This is a genomic window from Herbaspirillum sp. C9C3 (assembly GCF_013359625.1).
Taxonomy (GTDB): domain Bacteria; phylum Pseudomonadota; class Gammaproteobacteria; order Burkholderiales; family Burkholderiaceae_D; genus Herbaspirillum.
In genome coordinates, this window is sequence record NZ_JABFMQ010000040.1 from 1 (window position 1) to 24,418 (window position 24,418).

Consider the following 24,418-nt stretch of genomic DNA (forward strand, 5'->3'; position numbering starts at 1 on the left):
ACCAAAATAGAAAAGGTCGATTGATGAAAATCAATCGGCCTTTTGTATTTTGGGGGCCGCGAGCAAAGCGCCTGCGCGCTTTGCGGGAGGGACGAGAAAGTCCGGCCTTGCAAGGCCGGACGGGGTCGCGGGACGTGACCGAGTGCCTCAGTGCGCAGCAAAATGGAAAAGGTCGATTGACGCAAGTCAATCGGCCTTTTGTATTTTGGGGACCGCGAGCAAAGCGCCCGCCCTCCCCCCATCTTCATTACGAATCCAAGCAGTCCGCGTCAAAGCAGGTTCATCGCCATCTCAGGCAAATTGGCGGGTGCGAAATCTTTTATCATGCGCAAGGTCTGCCCATGGCAGCGGCACGCTCTTCGCGTCCGCTCATCCTGCGACACACCGCCAACTCTGATCGCCACGCAATGCCCCAATTCGACAAGTCCCTGGTCTGGTTCCGCCGTGACCTGCGCCACACCGATCATGCCGCCCTCTACTATGCGCTCTCGCAGAGCCGCTCCGTGTGGTGCGTGTTCGTCTTCGATACCGACATCCTCGATGCACTCAAGGCCGAGGGCGTGGTGCAGGATCGCCGTGTCGATTTCCTGCTGGCCAGCGTGGCCGAACTGGACCAGGCCCTGCAGAAAGCGGGCGGCGGACTGATCGTGCTGCATGGACCGGCCGCTACCTGCATCACCAACCTGGCTGCCGAACTGGAGGTGCAGGCAGTCTTCACCAACAGCGACTACGAACCCGCCGCGGTAAAACGCGATGCGGCGGTCGCCCAGGCGCTGAAGAAACAAGGCGCACAACTGCTCAGCTACAAGGATCAGGTGATCTTTGAAAAGGATGAAGTGCTGACGCAGTCGGCCAGGCCCTTCTCCGTCTTCACGCCCTACAAGAACGCGTGGATGGCCAGGCTGGCCGCGGCGGGCGGCGACTTCTACCTCAAGCCCTACCCGGTCGAAAAATACTTCAAGGCGCTGGCCAGGCCAGCCGCCAAGACGCCCCACGGGCTGCCCTCGCACGAGGCACTGGGCTTCAGACCCAGCAATCTGGACGAACTGAAGATTCCAACCGGCATGTCCGGTGCCGAGGCCCTGCTGGAGGACTTCCTGGGCCGTATCGGCGCCTATGGGACGGCGCGCGATTTCCCAGCAGTGAAGGGTCCTTCCTATCTGTCGATCCACCTGCGCTTCGGCACCGTCTCCATCCGCACCCTCGCGCGTGCGGCGATGCAGGCGATGCACGCGGGACAGGGCGCCGCCGGCGCCGCCGTGTGGCTGTCGGAACTGACCTGGCGCGACTTCTACTTCATGATCCTGCATCATCATCCGCGCGTGACTGACCAGGCTTTCAAGCCGGAGTACGACGCCATCCGGTGGGAGCAAGGCCAGCACGCCGAGGAACTGTTCGCCGCCTGGTGCGAAGGCCGCACCGGCTATCCGCTGGTCGACGCCGCCATGGCCCAGATCAACCAGACCGGCTACATGCACAACCGTCTGCGCATGGTGGTGGCCAGCTTCCTGACCAAGGACCTGGGCATCGACTGGCGCCGCGGCGAAAAATATTTTGCACGCCACCTCAACGACTTCGACCTGTCCGCCAACAATGGCGGCTGGCAGTGGGCCTCGTCCTCAGGCTGCGATGCCCAGCCCTACTTCCGCATCTTCAATCCGGTCACACAGTCCGAGAAATTCGATCCGGATGGAAAGTTCATCCGTCGCTATCTGCCGCAACTGGCCAGGCTCTCCGACAAGCGCATCCACGCGCCCTGGACGGCCACACCCGATGAACGCCTCTCGGCCGGGGTGACACTGGGGCAGAACTATCCGCGTCCCATCGTCGATCACGCCGAGGCGCGCGAACGCACGCTGGCACGCTATGCGGTGGTCAAGAAAACGGACAGCGCCGAATAAGCCAGCTCCTCAATGTTGAAGCCCCCCAAAAAAACAGACCTAAGGAGCCATCACTGACGGCGAATAATTAGGCGAGAAAACCGATTACCCCGCCAGTAAACACTGCGTTCTGGGGGATATGTTGATGTATGTACGAATACATCCTAATGCACACAAACTCTTACGGGCGGTGTTTCCTCCCGCCCGCTTCATTCCAGCGTTCGCTCGTTCGAACAATTAGGGGAATGGAAGGTTTCAAACCGCTCCTCAGCGGACATCCAGCTCTTGGATGAAGCAACGTCAGCATTCTCACTGGACCGCCGTTCAGCAGCGGTGGCTCAACGCAAACTGTTCGGCAATTGCAGACGCTCCTCAATGAGATGAGCAATTGCTGCTTTACACGAAACCCCAGACAAACTCCGTTACAAAAGTAGGCAATTCTTTGCATTTGGCCGTGCCATACCGGTGTTTTCGCCAACACTGCATTACATTTGTTTGTAGAATGTCAATCTTGGCAAGCTAATCCACGCACACAAGGCTACTGTGAGGTTTGCAGTATTTACAACATGTAACAGAGCGATTTCATGGCGTATCGTCCTTACTTCAAGCACGGAATCGAGCAGATTCAAACGTTGGTCGCCTCTTCACACGGCGACCTGAAGACACTGAAGGCGATTCAGTTTGAATTGGGTTTTCGAGACAGGCCGAAAGCTCGAACCCTAAAGGTCGAGGTTGATGACCTTGTCCTCCGACTCTCGACCGGAACGGTTGTGCCACAGACTTATCCGGCGGCTCCGGTTAATCAACCACCAAGAGTTACTGTCCCCGAGCGGGCAGACGCGCCGCCTCCGCAAGTCTTCCCTGACCGAGTGATAGTTGAGTGCGCTAACTGTAAAACGCCAAACTTCGTCTCAACTCTTGATGGTGTTGTGCAGCACCTTTCGTGCTCAGCGTGCAAATCAGCGTATGAAGCCCAGTTTAAGTACGGTGTGATGCGCACGACATTCCAAACCAAATCCACAACTGAGTCCGGCAGTGCCAACATGAAATGGATTCTCATGGGCCTGGCCGTTCTGGTGATCATCGTGCTCATGACCAAATAGAAAGCTATATCAGATGACCATTCAAAACGAACGTCTAGCTGCACTCATCGAGTTTGCCAAACAAACTACCCTGCTGAAAAAGACGCCACTACAGAATTTTTCGCAACACAAGGATTTCACTCGCACGGAGGAGCGCATCAAAGGCTTACCCGGTGTGACATTCAACTGCCAAGAAACGGAGTTTGATGAGGTTTGGCTTCGCTTGGACCGACTGCACGAGACGAATCCTCCTATCCCTGATAGCAAGCTCCTCAGCCTATGGATTGACCTTCCTAAGGCACCAAATAAAGAGCCCAGTCTCAAGACTCACGCGGTACGCCAATCACTTATCGATATTGGGGCGTTGGTGGTTAGTCCAGTCGAGCTTGTCGTAGAAGGCGAAGTCGCTAAGGATAAAGTTGAGTCCATCGTTATTTCCTTGGAAGACTTCACGGACAGTGAATTGCTCAAGGGGCAGCTCAAATCTTACGTTGAGGTTGTATGGCGCCCGTGGGCTGAACGCGAAAAGGAGATTCGGAAAAGTATTTCGCTCTACTCCGAGCTCTTCATGCTCTCCCAGAAAATGCAAGGTAACCTCGTCGACTCCCAGCTCGAACTGGTCTGGGGCATCGGTGTTGCGCTCTGGACGTTGCCATCTGGCGCTCTCTCTTATCCGTTGCTGACTCAGCTCGTCGAGATTTCGCTGAACGAAACAACCATGGCGCTGGAAATCAGACCTCGCTCCTCAGAGCCCCGGTTAGAGGTCGACATCTATGCTGCGATGGATAACCCAGGAGTCGCCAAGCTGGTTGAGACAAGCAAGAAATTCTTCGATTCGACTGGCGGTATGCTTAATCCCTTCGAACCAAGCACCTTCGAGCCGCTGCTGCAGTCGGCCGCCACCTTCCTAGACGCATCCGGAACCTACTGGCCGCCTCAAACCACCGCAGATGACCGAAGCCTTCCAAAATCCATAGAGAACCTGGTGGTCACGGACACCTGGGTACTGCTGGCACGTCCGCGTACTAGCAATCTGCTAGTTCAAGACTTGGAACGCTTTGAGGCCAAGCTTGCCGCCGAAAACCTTGGCCCGTTACCAGACGCCGTCTTGTCCCTTGTAACGGAGCCCTCGTCTAAGAACGAAGAAGTAACCCTACCGCCATTCCGTGGCCTATCAGTTGTTCACGGAAGCGGCGGTGGCACTGGATCAAGGATTGACCACGTTTCGGAACTGTACTTTCCGATGGCCTACAACGATGAGCAAGTCCAGATTATTCAGATGCTCGAAGCGCATGATGGAGTGGTAGTTCAGGGTCCGCCGGGAACAGGTAAGACGCACACCATCGCAAACGTAATCTGCCACTACCTTGCTTTGGGCAAGCGCGTCTTGGTTACCTCCATGAAGGACCCGGCGCTGAGTGTCTTGCAGGAAAAGCTGCCTGAGTCCATTCGACCCTTAGCTATCAGTCTTCTGACCAGTGAAGCTGAGGGCATGAAGCAATTCGAATTCGCCATCAACAAGATTGCCGCGGAAGTCACTCGAATTGACCGCTCAGTATATCGTCGGGAAATCGAACAAATTGACGGTCAAATTGACGCGCTACATGGATTCATTGCCAAGACTGATAAGGAAATCGCAAACTGGGCGAGTCTTAACCTAGAGAAAGTACAGATTGATGACGAGTCCCTCACGCCTGTTGAGGTCGCTGAAGATGTCGCAGTAAACCGCAATGAGGTTTTGTGGTTCCCGGATGTCCTGACCATCGGATCCAGCCACAAGCCACAATTTGGGAACACTGACATTTCCGCCTTGCGTGAAGCACGACTCGCCGTCGGCGCCGGCTTGGCCTATCTCGACAAACGTGTTCCCCAAATTGGGGACTTTCCCGAAACGGGAAAGCTTTTGCAAGTTCATCAGGACCTGTCTCGGCTAAGTGAGTTGAAGGCGAAAGAGTCTGACGGTGTGGTTCCGAGCCTTGTCAGCACTACTCCAGAGGCTATTCAGGCTGCGATGACGGCCACCGTTAAGGTGTCGAACATTAGGTTGTTGCTTCAGGAAATTGATAATGCCCAGCAGACTTGGACTGCTGGGTTGCAGCAATACCTACGTCGCAGTTCAAAGAACGAAATCCTGGATTTATTTCTGGGTCTTAAGGATGAAATCCTTGCTGCGCTAGATACTCGGAAGCAGTTTTTGGTTAAACCGGTAACGTTGTCTGACGGCTTCGAAGCCAACGACGAGTTGATCGAGGCAGTCACCAATCTGTCGCAGGGGAAAAAGCCGTTTGGGCTGGCTGGAATGTTCGGAAAAAGTGAGCAAAAGCGGGGCTTGGATGCGGTCGTAGTAGTCGGCGCCAAGCCCGGTTCGTCGGACGAGTGGGGGCACGTACTTCAGTTCATCAAATTTCTGCAGCAGAGCAAGGCATTACTTATTCGTTGGAACACCTTGGCAGATGAACTCTCTCTTCCACGTTTTGAAGAAAAGCCAGAGCGCCTGGTTGCCGCAGGCATTGCAATAGACCTCTACAACAAGGTTGCAGCTAGTATTTCGGATGAGTTGGACATGGTTACAGCCGTGCAGCCTTTGCTGCCAACTTGGCCGAAAGCCCTCCAAACGCCATACACAAAGGAACTGCTTGGGGAGATTGAGGGTATTTTCCAACATCACCTGACACGCCATCGCCTTGCCGAAACTTGGGTGGTCAAGGAATCGTTCCTGAAAGCGCTTCTCGATTGCGAAGGTGCTATTACTGAGCAGCTGAGAGAGTTTCTGAGCACGCGCTTGGGCGCTCTGCAATGCACTGACAGCGATATTCAGGGTGAGTGGTCAAAATTGATGGAAGAACTCCGTCGAGTCTACTCTTTGGCAGGAAACCTTAAAACGATTTCCGAAGTTACCCAGTTGATTGAGGCCTCGGGTGCCAAGAAATGGGCGTCGAAGCTTCGCACTGAGGCCCACTCGGGAACTTACGATGCTTTACTGCCGGACAATTGGCGTGAGGTATGGCGCCTGTGCAGGTTGATTAGCTTTGTCGACAAGATTGATGGCCGTCACGAATTGAAGCGACTGTCGAAGCTGCGAATAGATCTCGAGCATGACCTTGCCAAGCTCTACCAAGATGCCGTCAACAAGCGTACATGGCTCAAGCTCGCTGAAAACGCTACGCATGACGTTAGGGCGGCCCTCGAGGCCTACCGGTCGGCCATCAAAAAGATCGGTAAAGGGACTGGCATCCGTGCCGGGCGTTACCGCCAGGATGCGCGATTCGCCGCTGAGCGGGCTAATGGTGCGATTCCCTGCTGGATTATGCCGCACTACCGGATTTGCGAATCGCTGCCGGCCAGCTTCGGGGGCTTTGACCTGGTTATTATCGATGAAGCCTCTCAATCTGACCTGACCGCATTGCCCGCCATTCTGCGTGCAAAGAAGATTTTGATTGTCGGTGACGACAAGCAGGTCTCGCCGGAAGGTGTTGGTCTTGAGGAAGAGAAAATCAGGAATCTGATGACTCGCTTCCTTACCAACCAAGTGGACATCTACCGGTCCCAGATGACTCCAGAGCGTTCCATTTATGACTTGTTCAAGGTGGTATTTGCCAAGAGCGCTGTAATGTTGCGAGAGCATTTCCGCTGCGTGGCTCCTATCATCGAGTATTCAAAGCGTGAGTTCTATAACCATGAACTCAAGCCACTACGGATGCCAAAGGCTTCAGAGCGTCTGGACCCGCCACTCGTCGATGTTTACGTCACCGACGGATATCGCAACAAGGACATCAACCTGCCCGAAGCCCGCTTCATCGTTGATGAAATTAGCGCCATCGCTGAGAACCGTGCATTGGATGGGCGAACCATTGGTGTCGTATCCCTTTTGGGTAACGAGCAGGCGCTCAAGGTCATGCAGATGCTCAATGATGAGCTTGGTGAACAGGTGGTCACACAATATAAAATCACCTGCGGCGACGCCCGCACCTTCCAAGGCAAGGAACGCGACATCATGTTCTTGTCCATGGTTGCTTCGCCTGGTCAGGCGCACGCACAGACGCAAGATATGGTTGCACAACGGTTTAATGTCGCCGCTTCCCGAGCTCGAGACCGAATGTACTTGGTGCGCAGTATGCAGGCCGAAGAACTGAGTCAGACGGACCAATTGCGTTCTAAGCTCATTCAGCATTTCCAAGCACCCTTCTTCCAGGACGAGGAGGAACTAGAAAATCTTCGCGAACTCTGTGAGTCCCCTTTTGAGCGGGAGGTCTTCGATATCCTAGTTGCCCGTGGCTACCGTGTGACTCCACAAGTTCCCGTCGGCTCATACCGAATCGACATGGTTGTGGAAGGTGACGCTGACAGTCGCCTAGCAATCGAGTGCGATGGTGACCGGTATCACGGCCCTGACCAATGGGACAGCGATATGCGCCGGCAGCGCATCCTGGAACGAGCTGGATGGCGATTTTGGCGCTGCTTTGCATCAACCTTTGTGCTTCATAAGGATGAAGTCGTTCGAGATCTCATCGACACACTTACCGCCCATGGTATTCAGCCCAGCGGGGTAGATGTTCCTGTCACCAGCATCCACGTTGAGTCGAGGAAGGTAGTGGCTTTCCCTCCCGAGCAGAGGTTGGCAACTGATGACGTCGCGGGCCAGGAGTAAATGAAAAGTGAAATTGTATTTATAGAAATTAGGGGTTAACCAGCGGGTCTGTTTTTCATGCAGTCGGCAACTCATTCCGACATCACCGGCTCCACCTTCTTGTCCTGGTCGAAGCGGATCGGCGGCACCCGGCGCACCATCCACAGTCCGACCAGCGCGGCCACGATGGCAATGGCGATCCCCATGTGAATGGCACCCACCAGTGCCTCGCGCGCGGCTTCCAGCAGGGCCGAGCCATCATGTCCGGCCTGCATCAGCCGGGCCAGCAGCACCGACTGGATGTCATGATTGACCAGCACTTCGGGGTCACTGAAGTCCTTGAGCCATTGTGCCGCGTGGTCCCCTTCCAATGCCTTCTGCACGCCCGCGCCATACATCTGGCTGACCAGCGTGCCGGTGATGGCCGTACCCAGCATCCCGCCGATCATGCGCAGCGATTGCAGCAAGGCCGTGGCGATACCCAGATGTTCGCGCGCGGCGGCCTGCTGGGCAAACACGGTGAGATTGGGCAGCACCAGTCCCAGTCCGAAACCACCGGCCAGCATCACCACCAGCAGGAAGGTATTGCCGGTGTTACGGTCACACAGCACCACGCCCAGACAGGATGCGGCGATGAGCGCAAAGCCGAGATTCATCATCAGGTTGGGATTGGGAATGCGCGTGATGATGCGACCATTGACGATGCTGGCCACGGTGATGCAGGCCACCAGCGGTGTAATGAGCAGGCCCGCCTCGCGCGGACTCAGGCCGAATCCGCCCTGGAACAGCAGCGGTGCATACATCAGCAAGGAGAACATCGCAAAACCCGCCAGCACCGACAACACGAACAGACTGGCCAGTGCCTTGTCGCGCATCATCTCGAAGGGCAGGATCGGTTGCGCAGCGCGCTGCTCCCACTTCCACAGGGCATAGAAGGCCGCCACCGAGACTGCCAGCAAGACCATCATGCCGCCGGTGATGCCGCGCTTGGGCAGCAGTTCCACCAGCAATTGCAGGCTGCCCAGCGAGAGCGAAATCAACAGCGCACCGGGCCAGTCCAGCCGCATCTTGCCGGCGTGCTGCATGTGGCGGATGTGCGGCACGAAGCGCCAGACAAAATACAGCGACAGCACGCCGATGGGCAGGTTGCAGTAGAACACCCAGCGCCAGCCCAGCCCCTGGGTGAGGAAGCCGCCGAGCGACGGACCGACTGCAGTAGCGATGCCGAACGAGACCGACAGGATGATCTGCCAGCGCAAGCGCACGCGCGGATCGGGGAACAGGTCGGCCACGGAAGCGAAACAGGTCCCCACCAGCATGCCGCCACCGATACCCTGCAAACCGCGCGCGATGACCAGGAAGAGCATGCTGTTGGCCATCCCGCACAAGGCGGAAGCGCCGACAAAGACGATGATGGAAGCGATCACGAAGGGCTTGCGGCCGAAGTAATCGCCCAACCGCCCGAAGATGGGCACGGTGATGACCGAGGTCAGCAGATAGGCCGTCGCGACCCAGGCATAGAGTTCGAAGCCCTTCAGTTCGGCCACGATGGTCGGCAGCGCGGTGCCGACGATGGTCTGGTCCAGGGCCACCAGCATGATGACGAAGCAGATGCCCAGAGTGGCCAGCAGGGATTCGCGAAAAGGCAGGACTTGGCCGCTGGAGTGAGCGGCATCGGTGTGTAGGGCCATGTTGCGGGGAGCGGATGTCCGAAGTTGCGCGTATGCGCCAAACCATCATTTTAGCGCTGCCCGGCCGGGCCTGCCGTGTGCCCTACAAGAGCAGTTCGTAACGCTGCTCGTTGAGCTTGACGCCCCAATGCGAGCCGATGCGCTCTTCGGTGAGGACGAAGCCGTGGCGCTGATGGAGCTTGTGGGCCGCGTGCAGTCCCTCGAAAGTCCACAGGTAGATCGAAGGGAAATCACATTGCGCGCAGAAGCGGACCGCTTCGCTCAGCAGGGCATCGCCCACGCCGCGTCCGCGCAGTTTTTCGGAAGCGATGAACCAGCGCAGCCAGGCCCCCTGCTGCTGCGCATGCTGGCCGTCGATGGTCAGCGAACCCTCGACGCGACCATGCACGGTGGCAGTCCAGAATCCGTCGCGACTGTCATCGTAGCGGCTCATGAAGGCTGCCAGTTCAGTGGCGATGCGCGCTTCGAAGTACACCCCGAAGCTCCAGTTCTCGGTGTAGTAGGCCGCGTGCAGTTCGGCTACACGCCCGATGGCGCCTGGCAGATAGCCGCGCCGGATGTGGATGTCGTCCATGGCTTGCCTCCCCGGGTGGGCAGCGCTGGCCGTGGCGCCGCCGGGAGACCGGCGGCGTGCGGCACGATCAGTCGCCAGCGATGGTCATGTTTTCCAGCAGGATGGAACCCGTTTCCTTGGTACCGCGAATGAGCGTGTCATTGCCCACGGCCACGATCTGGCGCAGCATGTCCTTCATGTTGCCGGCGATGGTGATTTCTTCCACCGGATACTGGATCACGCCATTCTCGACCCAGTAGCCCGAGGCGCCGCGCGAATAGTCGCCCGTCACGTAGTTCACGCCCTGCCCCATCAGCTCGGTCACCAGGAGGCCGCTGCCCATCTTCTTCAACATGCCCTTGAAGGTATCGGCCTTGGTGGTCAGGTCCGAGCGCAGCGTGAGGTTGTGCGAGCCCCCCGAGTTGCCGGTGGTCTGCATGCCCAGCTTGCGGGCCGAATAGGTCGACAGGAAGTAGCCCTGCACCACGCCATCCTTGATCACCTCACGCTTGACTGTACGCACGCCTTCTTCGTCGAAGGGAGCCGAACCGACACCGCCGACCACGTGCGGATCTTCCAGGATCTGGATGTGCTCGGGGAAGACCTGCTGGCCCAGCGAGTCAAGCAGGAAGGTCGACTTGCGGTACAGCGCACCGCCCGACACCGCCTGCACGAAGGCACCCAGAAGACCCGCCGCCAGCGGGGCTTCGAACAGCACCGGGCACTTGCGGGTCGTGAGCTTGCGCGCGTTCAGGCGCGCCAGCGCGCGCTCGGCGGCGTAGCGGCCGATGGCTTCGGGCTGGGCGAGTTTCTTCGGATCGCGCTTGGAGGAATACCAGTCATCGCGCTGCATGCCCGCGCCCTTGCCGGCGATGGGCGCCACCGAGATGGTGTGGCGCGAGAACGGGTAGCCGCCCATGAAGCCACGACTGTTGGCCGCGATGAAATGCGAGTGCTGCACGTAGACGCCGGCCCCCTCGCTGTTGGTGATGCGCGGGTCGGTCTCGAGGGCTGCGGTTTCGCAACGTTGGGCCAGTGCAACGGCTTCTTCGGCGGAAATGTTCCATGGCGAAAACAGTTTCAGGTCGCGCGGGGCCATTTCCAGCATCTCGGCGTCGGGCAGGCCGGCGCAGTCATCGATGGCGGTGAAGCGGGCGATGTTGTAGGCCGCCTCGACGGTTTCCTTCAACGCCTGCTGCGAAAAGTCCGAGGTGCTGGCGTTGCCGCGCCGCACCTGGCGGCCTTCTCCGAGGAACACCGTCACGCCGATGCCCTTGTCCTTGTTCTGCTCGATGGTCTCGATCTTGCCCTTGCGCACCGCTACCGACAGACCACTGCCCTCGCTGATGTCGACGGCGGCGTCCGAGGCGCCCTTGTCCCGGGCATAACGCAGGACATCCTGCGCCAACTGCTTCAACTGGTCCTGACTGTGCGTGAATGGGGTATCGCTCATGAGCCTGTTTTCTCTGAAATGCGGGTAAAACGGTTATCATAGCAGCCGTTAAGCTTTATTTCTCGACCTCACGATATGCCCAATGCCAACCGCGGTGCTGTCGGATTCCAATCCAGCGAATTCGAACAGGAATACGACCGCCCCTCCAAGTCCCAGCTCAAGCGCGAGATGGATGCCCTGCAAAAGCTGGGTGAATCGCTGGTCAACGAACCGCGTGACCGCGTCAAGCGCGTGCCCATGCCGGAAGACGTGCGCGACGCCATCCTCGAATGCCAGCAGATCAAGGACCACGAAGGCCGTCGCCGCCAGATGCAGTACGTGGGCAAGAAGATGCGCACCCTGGAACCCGACGAACTGGCCATCATCCAGAAGACCATCGACAGCTGGCACGGCGCCTCCAAGGCGGAAACCGCCGCCATGCACGCCCTCGAACGCCGCCGCGAAAAGCTGCTGGCCGACGACCAGGCGCTGACCGAACTGCTGAACCGCCATCCCGAAGTCGATGTGCAGCACATGCGTACGCTCATCCGCAATGCCCGCAAGGAGCAGGCGGAAAACAAGCCGCCCAAGGCTTACCGCGAAATCTTCCAGATCCTCAAGCAGTTGCAGGCCCAGGCCGCACGCGCCAAGAGCGAAGCCGCCGAGGATGAGGCCCACGAGCAGGATGACGATGAGCGCTGAGGCCGTGACGCCCGTCGCCCGTGAAGTGCTGCGGGTCGGACTGGTCTCCGTCTCCGACCGCGCCTCCGGCGGCGTCTACCAGGACCAGGGCATCCCTGCCCTGCAGGAATGGCTGGGCAAAGCGCTCACCAGCGCCTTCGAAGTCGAGACCCGCCTGATCCCCGATGAACGCGCACAGATCGAACAGACCCTGGTGGAACTGGTCGATGTGGCCCGTTGTGACCTGGTGCTGACAACGGGTGGCACCGGCCCGTCGCGCCGCGATGTCACGCCCGAAGCCACGCTGGCCGTCGGTACCAGGGAAATGCCGGGCTTCGGCGAACAGATGCGCCAGATCAGCCTGCAGTTCGTGCCCACGGCCATCCTCTCGCGCCAGGTCGCCGTCATCCGCGAGACCGACGACCATGCCGCGCTGGTGCTGAACCTGCCCGGCCAGCCCAAGTCCATCCGCGAGACGCTGGAAGGCTTGAAGGACGAGGACGGCAAGGTCAAGGTACCGGGCATCTTCGCCGCCATCCCCTACTGCATCGACCTCATCGGTGGTCCCTACATCGAGACCGATGACACCGTCTGCAAGGCCTTCCGCCCCAAGTCAGCGATCCGGCCCGCCAGCAGGTAAGCCATCTGCGGGCCGCACTGCGATGCGCGCCCGCCCTCCCTCCTTCAGTTCGGACACTTCCCCTCATCCGGTCCGCCGCACAGCGTGGCTGCATTGAGCAGATCCAGGTACTGTTGCAGCCCGGCCGGCGAGATCCGGTAGGGATATTGCCGGAAACTGTTTTCGGTCGGCGGACGCCAGCTGAACTGCACCACGAACAGTTGCTGCTTGCCCTGATACACCGCCAGTACAGTTCCCTCGCCATAGGGCGCAACTGGACCGGTACGGTCGCAGAAGCCACCGCTGACAGAGACCGGAATGTTGTTGGTACTGCCGTCCTTCTGCGCCATGGCCACGAAGCGGCCCGGGCAGTTGCGCTGGGCACCCTGCATCACCTCACTCAGGGCCACCTGCGCCACGCTCAGGTTGCGCGCCTGGATGTTGGCCAGCAGGCCGGCTGCAGGAAAGCCGCGGCGCTGTACGCCCATGTAGCCCTCGCGCCAGGAATCGTGGGCTTCGTTGGGCGGCAGGAAATCGACCACGTAATTACCGTCGGGATCGCCATCCATGTAGGCCAGGCGCCAGCCGGGTGGCGGCGAGATCATGAGGTTTTCGCCGCGTGGCTGGAACAGCCGGCCCTCGGCCTCGGCGTGACCGGCCAACGGTGCGAAGGCCAGTGCAGCGGCCAGTAGCGAAGACAATAGCGACGACGCCGACAGGCGGCGCGATGGAATGCGGATCATGGGTTTTCCTTGTACGGCACCGCCATGAGGGCGGCGTTCATCGTATGATGTCAGCCCATTGCAGCACAGACGCTCTGCATGACAAGGGGCAAGGCCGTATTGTGCTCCCGCGCAAGGACAGACACAAATGCCGCGCCCTGCCCTTCCCTACAACGACCGCAACAGGAACCGCACATCCATGTCCGCTCCCCTCGAGACGATACAGATCGATACCGCTCCCAACCCCACCGCCTCCGTCATCTGGCTGCACGGCCTGGGTGCCGATGGCTCGGACTTCGTGCCCATCGTGCGCGAGCTGGACCTGTCCGGCTGTCCGGCGATCCGCTTCATCTTCCCCACTGCGCCGACCATGCCGGTGACCATCAACGGCGGTTACGTCATGCGCGCCTGGTACGACATCTTCGCGCCCGACCTGGTGCGTCGTGAAGACGAACCCGGCCTGCGTGCCTCGCAAGCCGCCATCGAAGCGCTGATCGCCCAGGAGCGCGCGCGTGGCATCCCCGCCGAGCGCATCGTGCTGGCCGGTTTCTCGCAAGGCTGCGCCATGACGCTGCAGACCGGCCTGCGCCATCCTGAGCGACTGGCCGGCCTGATGTGCCTGTCCGGCTATCTGCCGCTGGCCTCCACCATCGAGGCCGAGCGTCACGCCGCCAACCACGATACGCCGATCTTCATGGCCCACGGCACCATGGACCCGGTGGTGGTGCTGGAGCGCGCGCTCAAGTCACGCGAGCTGCTCACGCAACTGGGCCACAAGGTGGAGTGGCACGACTATCCGATGCAGCACTCGGTGTGCGGCGAGGAAGTCGAGGATATCGGCACATGGCTGACCAAGGTGCTGGCCTGAGTCCGATTACCCGGCGCCTGCAACTACACTGGCAATGACAACGCCCCCGCACGATGCACGCGTGCGGGGGCGTTGTCGTTTCTCCTGCGCCAATGCTGGCACAGGAAAATCTTGCGATTACTTCAGGTGGAACTTCAGTTCCTCGCCAGCCTGGCGCATCGCGGTCTGCACGGCGGGCACCTTGGCCAGCACGTTCAACAGACCGAAGTCGTGGATCATGCCGTCATAGCGCACCGTGGTCACGGCCACGCCAGCGGCTTGCAGCTTGCGGCCGTATTCTTCGCCTTCGTCACGCAGAACATCCTTTTCGGCGGTCTGGATCAGGGTCGGCGGCAGGCCGGCCAGTTGGGCCGGGGTGGCGTTGAGCGGCGAGGCGGTGATTTCCTTGCGTTTGGCGGCATCGGTGGTGTAGCTGTCCCAGAACCACTTCATCATGTTCTTGGTGAGGAAATAGCCATTGGCGAACTGGTTGTAGGAGGCCGTTTCGAAGTTGGCATCGGTCACCGGCCACAGCAGCACTTCCGAACGCAGGGCGGGACCGCCCTTTTCCTTGGCCATCAGCGCCACGACGGCGGCCATGTTGCCCCCGACGCTGTTGCCGGCCACGGCCAGGCGCTTGCCGTCGACCTTGATTTCACGGCCATGCTCGGCCACCCATTTCGTGGCAGCGTAAGCCTGATTGATGGCCACGCCGTAACCGGCTTCCGGCGAGGGGGTGTAGTTCACGAACACGGCCACCGCACCGGAGTTGGCCACCAGGTCACGCACCAGGCGCTCGTGGGTCGGGAAATCGCCCAGCACCCAGCCGCCACCATGGAAGAACATGAAGGCCGGCAAGGTCTTGGTCACACCGGCCGGACGCACGATGGTCAGCTTGATCTGCTGGCCGTCGGCGGTGATGGTCTTTTCCGAGACGTCGGCCTTGGGCAGGTCCAGCTTCACGCTGGCTTGCGCACCGACCAGGACGGCGCGCGCATCCTGTGGCGAGAGCTGCTCCAGGGGCTTGCCACCGCCGGCTTCCAGCGCCTGCAGGAAGGCTTGGGTGGTCGGTTCCACGCCGGCGTCACCGGCAGCGTAGGCGTTGCCAACAACCAGGCCGATGGCGGCGACGGTAGCGAGTTGCTTGAACGAGGTCATGATCTTCTTCCTTTTCTCTGATGATCGGATCGGTGAGGTTCACCGGGTAGGTGCTGCGAGGGAACTGCTTTCGTATTGCGTGGTACTGCGGTACTGCCCTGGCGTACGACGCCAGAAAATCGCGCCTTGCGGCAATAAACATAAAACACTATTAAATAGCAAACTACTTATTTGATGCTATTGGCTCTGCGTATAACGGTGCATTCAGGCGATGCCACCTGACCTGCATGCCGGGAGCGAAGGTTTTCCCGCATCTCTCCAGCCACAATAACTTAATAAACTATTTAATAGCGCACTATATATTCAATTTTCAAAAAGGGACTCGGCTTGGCCACCTCATCCCTTCAAACCACCCTGCTCACTCGCCCGTATTCTTGTGCAGGCGGGCACGCAGGGCCATCAGTTCTTCCTTCATCGCTGTCAGCTCGGCGGTGCTCGACTCGGTGGCGCGCAAGACTTCGCGCGGCAAATCGGCTGCCTGTTCACGCAGCTTGTCGCCCTCGGCGGTGAGCGAGATGACCACCTGCCGCTCATCGCTGGCGGCGCGTTCCCGGCTCACCAGGCCCTGCGCCTGCATGCGCTTGAGCAGCGGCGTGAGCGTGGCCGAATCCAGCACCAGGCGCTCACCGATCTCGGAGACGGTCAACTCATCCTGCTCCCACAACACCATCAGCACCAGGTACTGCGAATAAGTGATGCCCATGTTGCGCAAGAGCTTGCGATAGAGCTTGCTCATCGACAGCGAGGTCGAGTACAGCGCAAAACACAACTGGGCATCCAGCAGCGGGGCCGACTTGCGTTTGTCTGTTTTCGAATTCATGCAGCGCAGTTTAGCGAGGCCAAAATTAAATAGCAAGCGATTTAATTAAAAATGAATGGAAAGCCGTCGCGGCAACGCCACGTCCCGTCTTGGGGGCAGCCACTCCGCCCGTGTGCACCTTCACTGGGCATGCCTGCCCCGCAAGGTAGGGGCACGCCCGCCATCGGGGCAGAAGCAAGGCGTGCACCCCATCCTCAAGGAGGACCCAGTCCATCACTTTCCCAACCGGCGATACACCCTTGCCAACTGACGCGACGCTGACGCGATGGCACGCTTCCTGCATGTCTTCTTTGTTGTATACATTGACGTATCCGTCCTTGCCTTCACCGTTTCCATCGCCTAAGCTGGCCCGATGGCCGCGGCAGGCGGGCTTGCCGCCCAGGCCGGTTGCGCTCCATCCGTGATGACTTCTGAAAGGAAAAACGAATGAACCAGCGTGTCTCCCGTTTCCTGCTGTCCGCGATGTCCTCGGCCGTGCTGGCCACCTGCGCCCTGCCCGCGCTGGCGGTGACGCTCAACATCTCCCTGGATGCCGATCCCGGCAAGCTCGACCCGACGCAGTCATCCATGCTCAACGAGCGTATCGTCTACCAGAGCATCTTCGACAAGCTGCTGGACCTGGATGGGGAAGGCAAGATCGTTCCCATGCTGGCCGAGCGCTGGACCGTCTCCGACGATCAGAAGACCTACACGCTCTACCTGCGCAAAGGCGTCAAGTTCCAGGACGGTACGCCCTTCGATGCCAAGGCGGTGGAGTTCAATCTGCTGCGCGGCCAGGAGAAGACCTCCCTGCGCCGCAACGAGCTCAAGTACATCAGCAAGATCGCGGTGGTGGACGAGCACACCATCAAGCTGGATCTGTCCACGCCCTTCGCCCCTTTCCTGTCCGTTCTCACCGACCGTTCGGGCATGATGTCGTCACCGGCCGCCGTGAAGAAATACGGCGAGGACTACGTCAACCATCCGGTCGGCACCGGCCCCTTCATCTATGAAGGCCGGCTCAAAGGCGCCACCATCACCTTGAAGAAGAATCCCGACTACTGGCGCGCCGGCCTGCCCAAGGTGGATGAAGTGGTCTACAAGATCATGCCGGACGTCAATGTGGCCTTCAACAACCTGCGCAGCGGCCAGGTCGACATCAGCAACCGCTTCCCCTACAAGGAAATCACCAACGTCCCGGCCAATGCCAGCTACACGGTACTGAACAAGCCGTCGCTGGGCTTCCGCGGTTTCTACATGAATACCGCCAAGCCCCCGTTCGACAAGAAGGAAGTGCGTGAAGCCGTCGACATCCTGATCAACCGCAACGCCATCGCCAAGGTGGTCTACAACAATGCGGTGGCACCGGGCCACTCCCCCTTCTCCAAGGCGCAGTTCGCCAACGGTCCCAGCGATGTGCCGCCCAAGGTGGATGTGGCACGCGCCAAGGCCCTGCTCAAGGCCGCCGGCAAGGAAGGTGGTTTCAGCTTCAAGCTGACCCTGCCGACCACGCCCGATGAATTGCAGGTCGGCCAGATGATCCAGGGCATGCTGCGCCCGGCCGGCATCACCGTCACACTGGAGAAGACCGAACTGGCGACCCAGATCGAGGCCGGCAAGACCGGCAACTTCGAGGGCCTCTTCGTGGGCTGGAGCGGACGTCCCGATCCGGACCAGAACATCTATGACTTCGTCACCACCAATGGCTCCCTGAACTACTCCCACTTCGGCGCCAAGGAAGTGGACGACCTGCTGCAGCAGGCCCGGGTGGAAGGCGACCAGGCCAAGCGCAAGACGCTCTACGAGCAGGCCATGACGATCCTGGTCAAGGAAGTGCCCTACATCTACATCGTGCATGACAACGTGCTCTTCGGCATCGCCAAATCGGTCAAGGGCTTCCAGTACGTGCCCGATGGCGTGATCCGGACCGCCACTGTCTCCAAGTAAGTCATGGCCAGCTCGCTCAAGCCGCTGGCGTTGCCGCGCCTGCCCAAGCTGGTCCGGCGACTGCTGCTGTCGGTCCCCACCCTGCTGCTGGTGAGCATGGTGGTGTTTTCCCTGCTGGCGGTGCTGCCGGGCGATCCGGTGGCCGCCATCCTCGGCATGGAAGCCACGCCGGAAGCCGCAGCCGCCCTGCGCCTGAAACTGGGGCTGGATGATCCGCTGCTGGTGCAGTACGGGCACTGGCTGTGGGCGGTGCTGCATGGCGACCTGGGGCGGTCCTTCATCGACAACACCCCGGTGGCCGATGCCCTCTGGCAACGCCTGCCGGTAACCATCGAGCTGGCCATCGGCAGCTTCCTGGTGGCCGTGCTCATTGCGGTGCCGGCCGGCATCCTGTCGGCGGCACGTCCGCGCGGCTGGGCCAATGCCATCGGTACCTTGATTGCATTGTTCGGCATGTCGGTGCCGCACTTCTGGCTGGGCATGCTGTTCATCATTCTGTTTGCGGTCAAGCTGGGCTGGCTGCCCGCCTCGGGCTTCGTGCCGCTGTCGGTGGACTGGCATGCCAACCTGATCGCCATGATCATGCCCATGGTCGTGACCGGCCTGCGCGAATCGGCCATCCTCATGCGCATGGTGCGCAGCAGCCTCCTGGAAGTGCTCAACGAGGATTACATCCGCACCGCCTTCTCCAAGGGCCTGCGCGACTGGCAGGTAGTGCTGGGCCATGCGTTGCGCAATGCCATGATCCCGGTGGTCACAGCCAGCGGGCTGATGGTCTCGGGCATGCTGGGCGGGCTGGTGATCACCGAGAGCATCTTCGGCATTCCCGGCATGGGCAAGATGATCGTCGATGCCATCTTCCAGCGCGACTACGTCACGGTACAGGCCGGTGTACTGGCCGCAACCGTCATGGTGGTCATCGTCAACCTGTGCGTGGATCTGCTCTACAGCGTGATCGACCCGCGCATCGCCCGCTGACTGTCTGCTGCACGCACCCAACCATGACGTCTCCCGACATGAACCCTCCCTCTCCTGCACAGGCCCTGCCAGCGCTGCCGCGCTGGCGCACCCTGCGCCGCTTCAGCCGCAACCGTCTGGCGGTGATCGGTGCGGTGATCATCACCGTACTGGTCCTGTTGGCGATAAGTGCACCGGTACTGGCCCGGTACGATCCGATTTTTGACCAGGACTACGGCAATCTACTGTCTGGTCCCAGTGCCGCGCACTGGCTCGGCACCGATGACCTGGGCCGCGACATCTACACGCGCATGCTCTACGGTTCGCGCATCTCGCTGCAGGCAGCACTGATCTCGGTCGGGCTGGCCTTTTCGCTGGGCGTGCCCATCGGCATCGTCAGCGGTTACTATCGCGGCGCCGTCGATGCCATCGTCATGCGCGTGGTCGATGCCCTGCAAGCCTTTCCCTCGCTGATCCTGGCGCTGGCCCTGGCGGCGGCGCTGGGCGGCGGCTTCTACAATGCCATGGTAGCGGTGGGCATCGGCTTCACCTCTTCCTTCGTGCGCCTGGCGCGCGGCCAGGCCATGACCATCCGCAATCTCGACTACGTCATGGCGGCGCGCTCCATCGGTGCCGGGCACCTGCGCATCATGTGGCGCTACATCCTGCCCAATTCACTGGCGCCATTGGTGATCCAGGCCACCTTCGCCATGGGCACGGCCATCATCGCCGAAGCCGGGCTCTCCTATCTCGGCCTGGGCGCCAAGCCGGAAGACCCGAGCTGGGGGTCCATGCTGCATATCGCCCAGGGCTACCTGAACACCACGCCAATGCTGGCCATGTGGCCGGGGCTGGCGATCTTCCTGGTGGTGCTGGGGTTCAACCTGCTGGGCGACGGCATCCGCGAAGTGTTCGACCCCAAACTGAGCCGCTGAGGAACACCCATGCTCACCATCGAGAATCTCAAGATCGAATTTCTCAGCCACGGCCGCCGCGTTGCGCCGGTTGACGGCGTGTCCTTTTCTCTGGGCCAGGATGAAACCGTGGGTCTGCTGGGGGAATCCGGCTGCGGCAAGAGCGTCACCGCGCTGTCCATCCTGCGCCTGTTCCCCATGGCCAGCCAGGCCAGGTTGTCGGGGGCCATCCGCTTCGGCGAGCGCGATCTGCTGCAGGCCGATGAGGCCACCCTGCGCGGCATCCGTGGCAAGGAGATCGCCATGATCTTCCAGGAGCCGATGACCTCGCTGAACCCGCTGCATCGCATCGGCGACCAGCTGGGTGAAATGCTGCGCATCCACACCCCGTTGCCGCGCCAGGAGATCCACGCCAAGGTCATTGGCATGCTCGAACGTGTGGGCCTGTCTCGTGCCGCACAGCTGGTGGACGAATATCCGCACAGCCTCTCGGGCGGCATGCGTCAGCGCGTCATGATCGCCATGGCCCTGCTGTGCCAGCCCCGGCTGCTGGTCTGCGACGAACCCACCACGGCGCTGGATGTGACCATCCAGGCGCAGATCCTGGACCTGATGCGCGACCTCAAGCGCGAGCAGAAAACCTCCATCCTGATGATCACCCACGACCTCGGCGTGGTGGCCGAGATGTGCCAGCGCGTGGTGGTGATGTATGCCGGCCAGGTGGTCGAGCAGAGCAGCGTGGAGGACCTGTTCGACCGTCCCGCCCACCCTTACACGCACGCCTTGATGCGCGCCCGTCCCGCCCTGGACGCCACGCCCGGCGCGCCGCTGACGGCCATTCCCGGCAGCGTGCCGCCGCCCGGCACCGTCACGCAAGGCTGCCGCTTCGCCGCCCGCTGTAGCCGCGCCCAGGACATCTGCCGCCAGGAGATGCCAGTGCTGGAAGATCTGGGCAATGGTCACAGTGTGCGCTGCTGGTATCCGCATTGAAGGCGAGAACATGACCCCACTTCCTCCCCTGCTCGAAGTCCACGGACTGAAAAAACATTTCGCCGCCGGTGGCAGCATCGTCAAGGCAGTCGACGACGTCTGCTTCAGCATCGCCGAAGGCCGGACCCTGGGACTGGTCGGCGAATCCGGCTGCGGCAAGTCCACCACCGGGCGCAGCGTGCTGCGCCTGATCGAACCCAGCGAAGGCAGCGTGCGCTTCATGGGCCAGGAACTGACCCTGCTGCCCGAAGGCCAACTGCGCGCCATGCGGCGGCATATGCAGATGGTGTTCCAGGACCCGTACGCCTCGCTGAACCCGCGCATGACCATCGGCGAAGTGCTGGAAGAACCGCTGATCGTGCACAAGCTGCACGACCGCGCCACCCGCAAGCGCAAGGTGGCCGAGGCGCTGGAGATGGTCGGCCTGAACCCGGCCTACGCGGCGCGCCATCCGCATGAATTCTCCGGCGGCCAGCGCCAGCGCGTGGGCATCGCCCGCGCCATCATCACGCGGCCCAAGCTGGTGGTGGCCGATGAAGCCGTGTCGGCGCTGGACGTATCGATCCAGGCGCAGATTCTCAATCTGCTGCGCGAGCTGCAACAGGGACTGGGCCTGACTTACCTGTTCGTCTCGCACGACCTGGCCGTGATCCGCCATGTCAGCGACAGCATCGGCGTGATGTACCTCGGTCGCATGGTGGAATCGGGCACATGTGAAGAGGTCTACACCCAGCCGCGCCATCCCTACACCCAGGCGCTGCTCTCAGCCATTCCACGTGAACATCCGCGCGAAAAACGCGAACGCATCGTCCTGCAGGGCAGCATTCCCAATCCGGCAGCGCCGCCCACAGGCTGTCATTTCCATCCGCGCTGCCCGTCCTGCATGGAGGTATGCAGGACCGAGACGCCACCGGCAGTGAAGATCAGCCCCACCCATACCGTGGCCTGCCATCTGAGCCGGCCTGAGTTGACGCTGCGCCCGACATGAGGCGCGAGCGCCCCGCTAAAATACGCCCCTGAACCAAGAACGAGAGACTGCCATGCCCGCCTTCCCCGACTTCAGCAGCAACCACTATCCCTATTTCTCGCGCCGCAGCGCCGTCTATGCCCGTCGTGGCATGGTGGCGACCTCGCAGCCGCTGGCCGCGCAAGCGGGCCTGGAAGTCCTGCAGCGCGGTGGCAATGCCATCGATGCGGCCATCGCCGCCGCGGCTGCGCTGACGGTGGTCGAACCTACCGCCAACGGCATCGGCGGCGATGCCTTTGCGCTGGTCTGGCATGGCGGCAAGCTGCATGGACTCAACGCCAGTGGCCCGGCGCCACAGTCGATTTGCGCCGACAAGCTCACCGGTGCCGGCCTGAAGGACGTCCCGAAATATGGTGCCCTGCCCGTCACGGTGCCCGGTACGCCCAGCGCCTGGGCTGCCATGGCCAGGCGCTTCGGCAAGCTGGCCCTGACCGATTCCATGGCCGGTGCCGTCACGCTGGCGCGTGAGGGCTTCCCGGTCTCGCCGATGGTGGCGCATGCGTGGCAGGTGGCGCAGCAGAACTTCAGGCGCGAATTCAAGGAAGCGCATTTCCAGTCCTGGTTCGACACCTTCTGCATCGATGGGCAAGCCCCGCAAGCCGGCCAGCTATGGCGCTCGGCGGGTCATGCCGCCACCCTGCAGGCGATTGCCGAAGACAACGCCGAGAGCTTCTATCGCGGTGCCCTGGCAGAACAGATTGCCGGCTTCGTGCAGCAGGCCGGAGGATATATGCAGGCCTCCGACCTGGCGGCCTTCCAGCCGGAGTGGGTGGACCCCATCGGGGTGAACTATCGCGGCTATGACGTCTGGGAAATTCCGCCCAACGGCCACGGCATGGTGGCCCTGATGGCGCTGAACCTGCTGAAGGCCTACGACTTCAGCGAACGCGACACCCTGACCACTTATCACCGCCAGATCGAAGCCATCAAGCTGGCCTATGCCGATGGCCTGGCCCACATCGCCGATCCGGCGCACATGAAGGTGACGGTGGAGCAATTGCTGTCGGACGCCTATGCCGATGAGCGCCGCAAGCTGATCGGTCCGCGCGCCACGCTGCCGGTGGCGGGCGACCCTTCGCGCGGCGGTACGGTGTACCTGTGCACGGCCGATGCCGAGGGCAACATGGTGTCCTTCATCCAGAGCAACTACATGGGCTTCGGCTCGGGCCTGGTAGTACCGGGCACGGGCATCGCGCTCCACAATCGCGGCAACAATTTCACGCTGGAAGCCGGGCATCCCAATGTGCTGGCACCGGGCAAGCGACCGTATCACACCATCATTCCCGGCTTCATGACACGCAATGGCCAGGCCGTCGGCCCCTTCGGCGTGATGGGCGGCTTCATGCAGCCGCAGGGCCATGTGCAGATGGTGATGAACACCGTCGACTTCGGCCTCAATCCACAAGCCGCGCTGGACGCACCGCGCTGGGAATGGGAGAAAGGAAACAAGGTCAGCATCGAGCACACCACGGCCGAACATCTCTTCCGTGGCCTGGGCGGGCTGGGACACGAAGTGTCGTGGTCGGGCAACCAGCTCGGTTTCGGTCGCGGCCAGATCATCTGGCGCAATGACGAAGGCGTGCTCTGCGGCGGGACCGAACCGCGTACCGATGGCAGTGTGGCGGCATGGTAAGAAAGTCTCCATCGTGAAAAGCCTGGCTGCCTCCACCACCGAACCCGCTGCTGCCGCCCTCGTCCCCGACGCCGAGGGCGAGGAGGCACAGGTGCGCAATGGTTCCCTGCCCGAATATGTCTATGCGCAACTGCGCCAGGACATCTTCGACATGCGCCTCTTGCCCGGTGACCAGATCACCGAGACCGAGATTGCGGCGTATTTCAAGGTCTCGCGTACGCCGGTGCGGCAGGCGCTGCAACGCCTGCAGAACGATGGCCTGATGCAGGGCTACGTGCGCGGTGGCTGGGAGGTGGTGCCGATCGACTTCAAGCGCTTTGCCGATCTCTACGAAATGCGCAAGCTCATCGAGACCCACGCCGTGCGCCGCCTGTGCACGCAGGCAGGTGAGCAGAGCGTGCTGGCCGGTCTGCGCAGCACCTGGTGCGTGGCCGCCGGCTTGCGCGAACTGGATGGCCCCAAGGCCGCGCAGCTCGATGAGGTCTTTCACCAGACGCTGGTGCGGGCGGCCGGCAACCAGGAGATGGCCGAAACCTTCGACCGTCTCACCGACCGCATCCGCATCGTGCGGCGGCTGGATTTTCTCTATGGCGATTGCCTGCATTCGACCTACGAGGAACATGCCGCCATCCTCGACTGCATCGCCGCAGCAGACGCCGATGCAGCGATGCGTCTGATGGGTGAGCACATCGATGGCAGCCATGCCGATGTCAATCAGATCACCCTGCACCGCCTGCACAGTGCGCGGGCCACGGCCACTACCAAGCCGCCTGCGTATGTGTCGGTGCGGGTGCGGCGGTCTTTCTAGAACCCATTTCATAAATAGGCGTGAGATGCGTTCTGTCCAGAAAGGGCGCTG

General features: G+C 61.0%; 19 protein-coding genes. 13 read left to right on the forward strand and 6 right to left on the reverse strand.

The window, feature by feature from the left end; genetic code table 11:
* Window positions 1-407 precede the first annotated feature (407 nt).
* The 3 genes from HNO82_RS21205 (at window position 408) to HNO82_RS21215 (ending at window position 7,610) form a co-directional block, all read left to right on the forward strand.
* Entirely contained in the window at window positions 408-1,901 is a 1,494-nt protein-coding gene (locus HNO82_RS21205; RefSeq protein ID WP_175345045.1) for a cryptochrome/photolyase family protein, read from the forward strand.
* A 563-nt stretch (window positions 1,902-2,464) separates the two neighbouring features.
* On the forward strand, window positions 2,465-2,983 hold the full coding sequence (locus tag HNO82_RS21210) for a hypothetical protein (protein WP_175345046.1): 519 nt from the start codon (window positions 2,465-2,467) through the stop codon (window positions 2,981-2,983).
* A gap of 13 nt (window positions 2,984-2,996) precedes the next feature.
* On the forward strand, window positions 2,997-7,610 hold the full coding sequence (locus HNO82_RS21215) for a PDDEXK-like endonuclease domain-containing protein (protein WP_175345047.1): 4,614 nt from the start codon (window positions 2,997-2,999) through the stop codon (window positions 7,608-7,610).
* Window positions 7,611-7,681: 71 nt separating this feature from the next.
* Here the strand turns inward: HNO82_RS21215 and HNO82_RS21220 are convergent, their stop codons facing one another.
* The 3 genes from HNO82_RS21220 to pmbA form a co-directional block, all read right to left on the reverse strand.
* Window positions 7,682-9,280 carry an MDR family MFS transporter gene (locus HNO82_RS21220; RefSeq protein ID WP_175345048.1) on the reverse strand — a complete coding sequence of 533 codons (1,599 nt, stop codon included), beginning with the start codon at window positions 9,278-9,280 and terminating at the stop codon, window positions 7,682-7,684.
* An 82-nt stretch (window positions 9,281-9,362) separates the two neighbouring features.
* Entirely contained in the window at window positions 9,363-9,854 is a 492-nt protein-coding gene (locus HNO82_RS21225; protein ID WP_175345049.1) for a GNAT family N-acetyltransferase, read from the reverse strand.
* Between the two features lie 67 nt (window positions 9,855-9,921).
* Window positions 9,922-11,286: a metalloprotease PmbA gene (pmbA, locus tag HNO82_RS21230; protein WP_175345050.1), complete on the reverse strand. Its 1,365-nt coding sequence runs from the start codon at window positions 11,284-11,286 to the stop codon at window positions 9,922-9,924.
* A gap of 75 nt (window positions 11,287-11,361) precedes the next feature.
* On the opposite strand from pmbA, the gene yjgA reads away from it, so the two are divergent.
* Entirely contained in the window at window positions 11,362-11,967 is a 606-nt protein-coding gene (gene yjgA / locus HNO82_RS21235) for a ribosome biogenesis factor YjgA (protein ID WP_008327798.1), read from the forward strand.
* Window positions 11,957-12,586, forward strand: coding sequence for a molybdopterin adenylyltransferase (gene mog, locus HNO82_RS21240; protein ID WP_175345051.1), 630 nt, complete (start codon window positions 11,957-11,959; stop codon window positions 12,584-12,586). Before yjgA ends, mog begins: the two co-directional genes overlap by 11 nt.
* Window positions 12,587-12,630: 44 nt before the next feature.
* On the opposite strand, the gene HNO82_RS21245 is transcribed toward mog, so the two are convergent.
* A complete protein-coding gene (locus tag HNO82_RS21245; RefSeq protein WP_008327796.1) occupies window positions 12,631-13,308 on the reverse strand; it encodes a hypothetical protein in 678 nt (225 codons plus the stop codon).
* A gap of 178 nt (window positions 13,309-13,486) precedes the next feature.
* On the opposite strand from HNO82_RS21245, the gene HNO82_RS21250 reads away from it, so the two are divergent.
* Window positions 13,487-14,155, forward strand: a complete 669-nt coding sequence (locus HNO82_RS21250) for an alpha/beta hydrolase (RefSeq protein WP_175345052.1) — start codon at window positions 13,487-13,489, stop codon at window positions 14,153-14,155.
* A gap of 117 nt (window positions 14,156-14,272) precedes the next feature.
* Here HNO82_RS21250 and HNO82_RS21255 read toward each other — a convergent pair whose 3' ends face one another.
* Together HNO82_RS21255 and HNO82_RS21260 are read right to left on the reverse strand one after the other, a co-directional pair.
* A complete protein-coding gene (locus tag HNO82_RS21255; protein WP_008327794.1) occupies window positions 14,273-15,292 on the reverse strand; it encodes an alpha/beta hydrolase in 1,020 nt (339 codons plus the stop codon).
* 358 nt (window positions 15,293-15,650) lie between these two features.
* Window positions 15,651-16,112 carry a MarR family winged helix-turn-helix transcriptional regulator gene (locus tag HNO82_RS21260; protein WP_175345053.1) on the reverse strand — a complete coding sequence of 154 codons (462 nt, stop codon included), beginning with the start codon at window positions 16,110-16,112 and terminating at the stop codon, window positions 15,651-15,653.
* 426 nt (window positions 16,113-16,538) lie between these two features.
* On the opposite strand from HNO82_RS21260, the gene HNO82_RS21265 reads away from it, so the two are divergent.
* The 7 genes from HNO82_RS21265 to HNO82_RS21295 are packed head-to-tail and all read left to right on the forward strand — an operon-like array spanning window position 16,539 to window position 24,367.
* Window positions 16,539-18,038: an ABC transporter substrate-binding protein gene (locus HNO82_RS21265; protein WP_175345054.1), complete on the forward strand. Its 1,500-nt coding sequence runs from the start codon at window positions 16,539-16,541 to the stop codon at window positions 18,036-18,038.
* 3 nt (window positions 18,039-18,041) lie between these two features.
* Entirely contained in the window at window positions 18,042-19,016 is a 975-nt protein-coding gene (locus HNO82_RS21270) for an ABC transporter permease (protein WP_008327791.1), read from the forward strand.
* A 38-nt stretch (window positions 19,017-19,054) separates the two neighbouring features.
* Window positions 19,055-19,930 (forward strand): ABC transporter permease, encoded by an 876-nt coding sequence (locus tag HNO82_RS21275; protein ID WP_249777066.1) that lies wholly within the window; start codon window positions 19,055-19,057, stop codon window positions 19,928-19,930.
* 9 nt (window positions 19,931-19,939) lie between these two features.
* Window positions 19,940-20,899, forward strand: a complete 960-nt coding sequence (locus tag HNO82_RS21280) for an ABC transporter ATP-binding protein (protein WP_175345056.1) — start codon at window positions 19,940-19,942, stop codon at window positions 20,897-20,899.
* A 10-nt stretch (window positions 20,900-20,909) separates the two neighbouring features.
* Complete coding sequence (locus tag HNO82_RS21285; protein WP_175345057.1) at window positions 20,910-21,887, forward strand: ABC transporter ATP-binding protein; 978 nt, start codon at window positions 20,910-20,912, stop codon at window positions 21,885-21,887.
* A gap of 52 nt (window positions 21,888-21,939) precedes the next feature.
* Window positions 21,940-23,559: a gamma-glutamyltransferase family protein gene (locus tag HNO82_RS21290; RefSeq protein ID WP_175345058.1), complete on the forward strand. Its 1,620-nt coding sequence runs from the start codon at window positions 21,940-21,942 to the stop codon at window positions 23,557-23,559.
* A gap of 13 nt (window positions 23,560-23,572) precedes the next feature.
* The gene (locus tag HNO82_RS21295) at window positions 23,573-24,367 is read left to right on the forward strand and encodes a GntR family transcriptional regulator (protein ID WP_349627581.1); all 795 of its coding nucleotides are present in this window, start codon (window positions 23,573-23,575) and stop codon (window positions 24,365-24,367) included.
* Window positions 24,368-24,418: the final 51 nt, after the last annotated feature.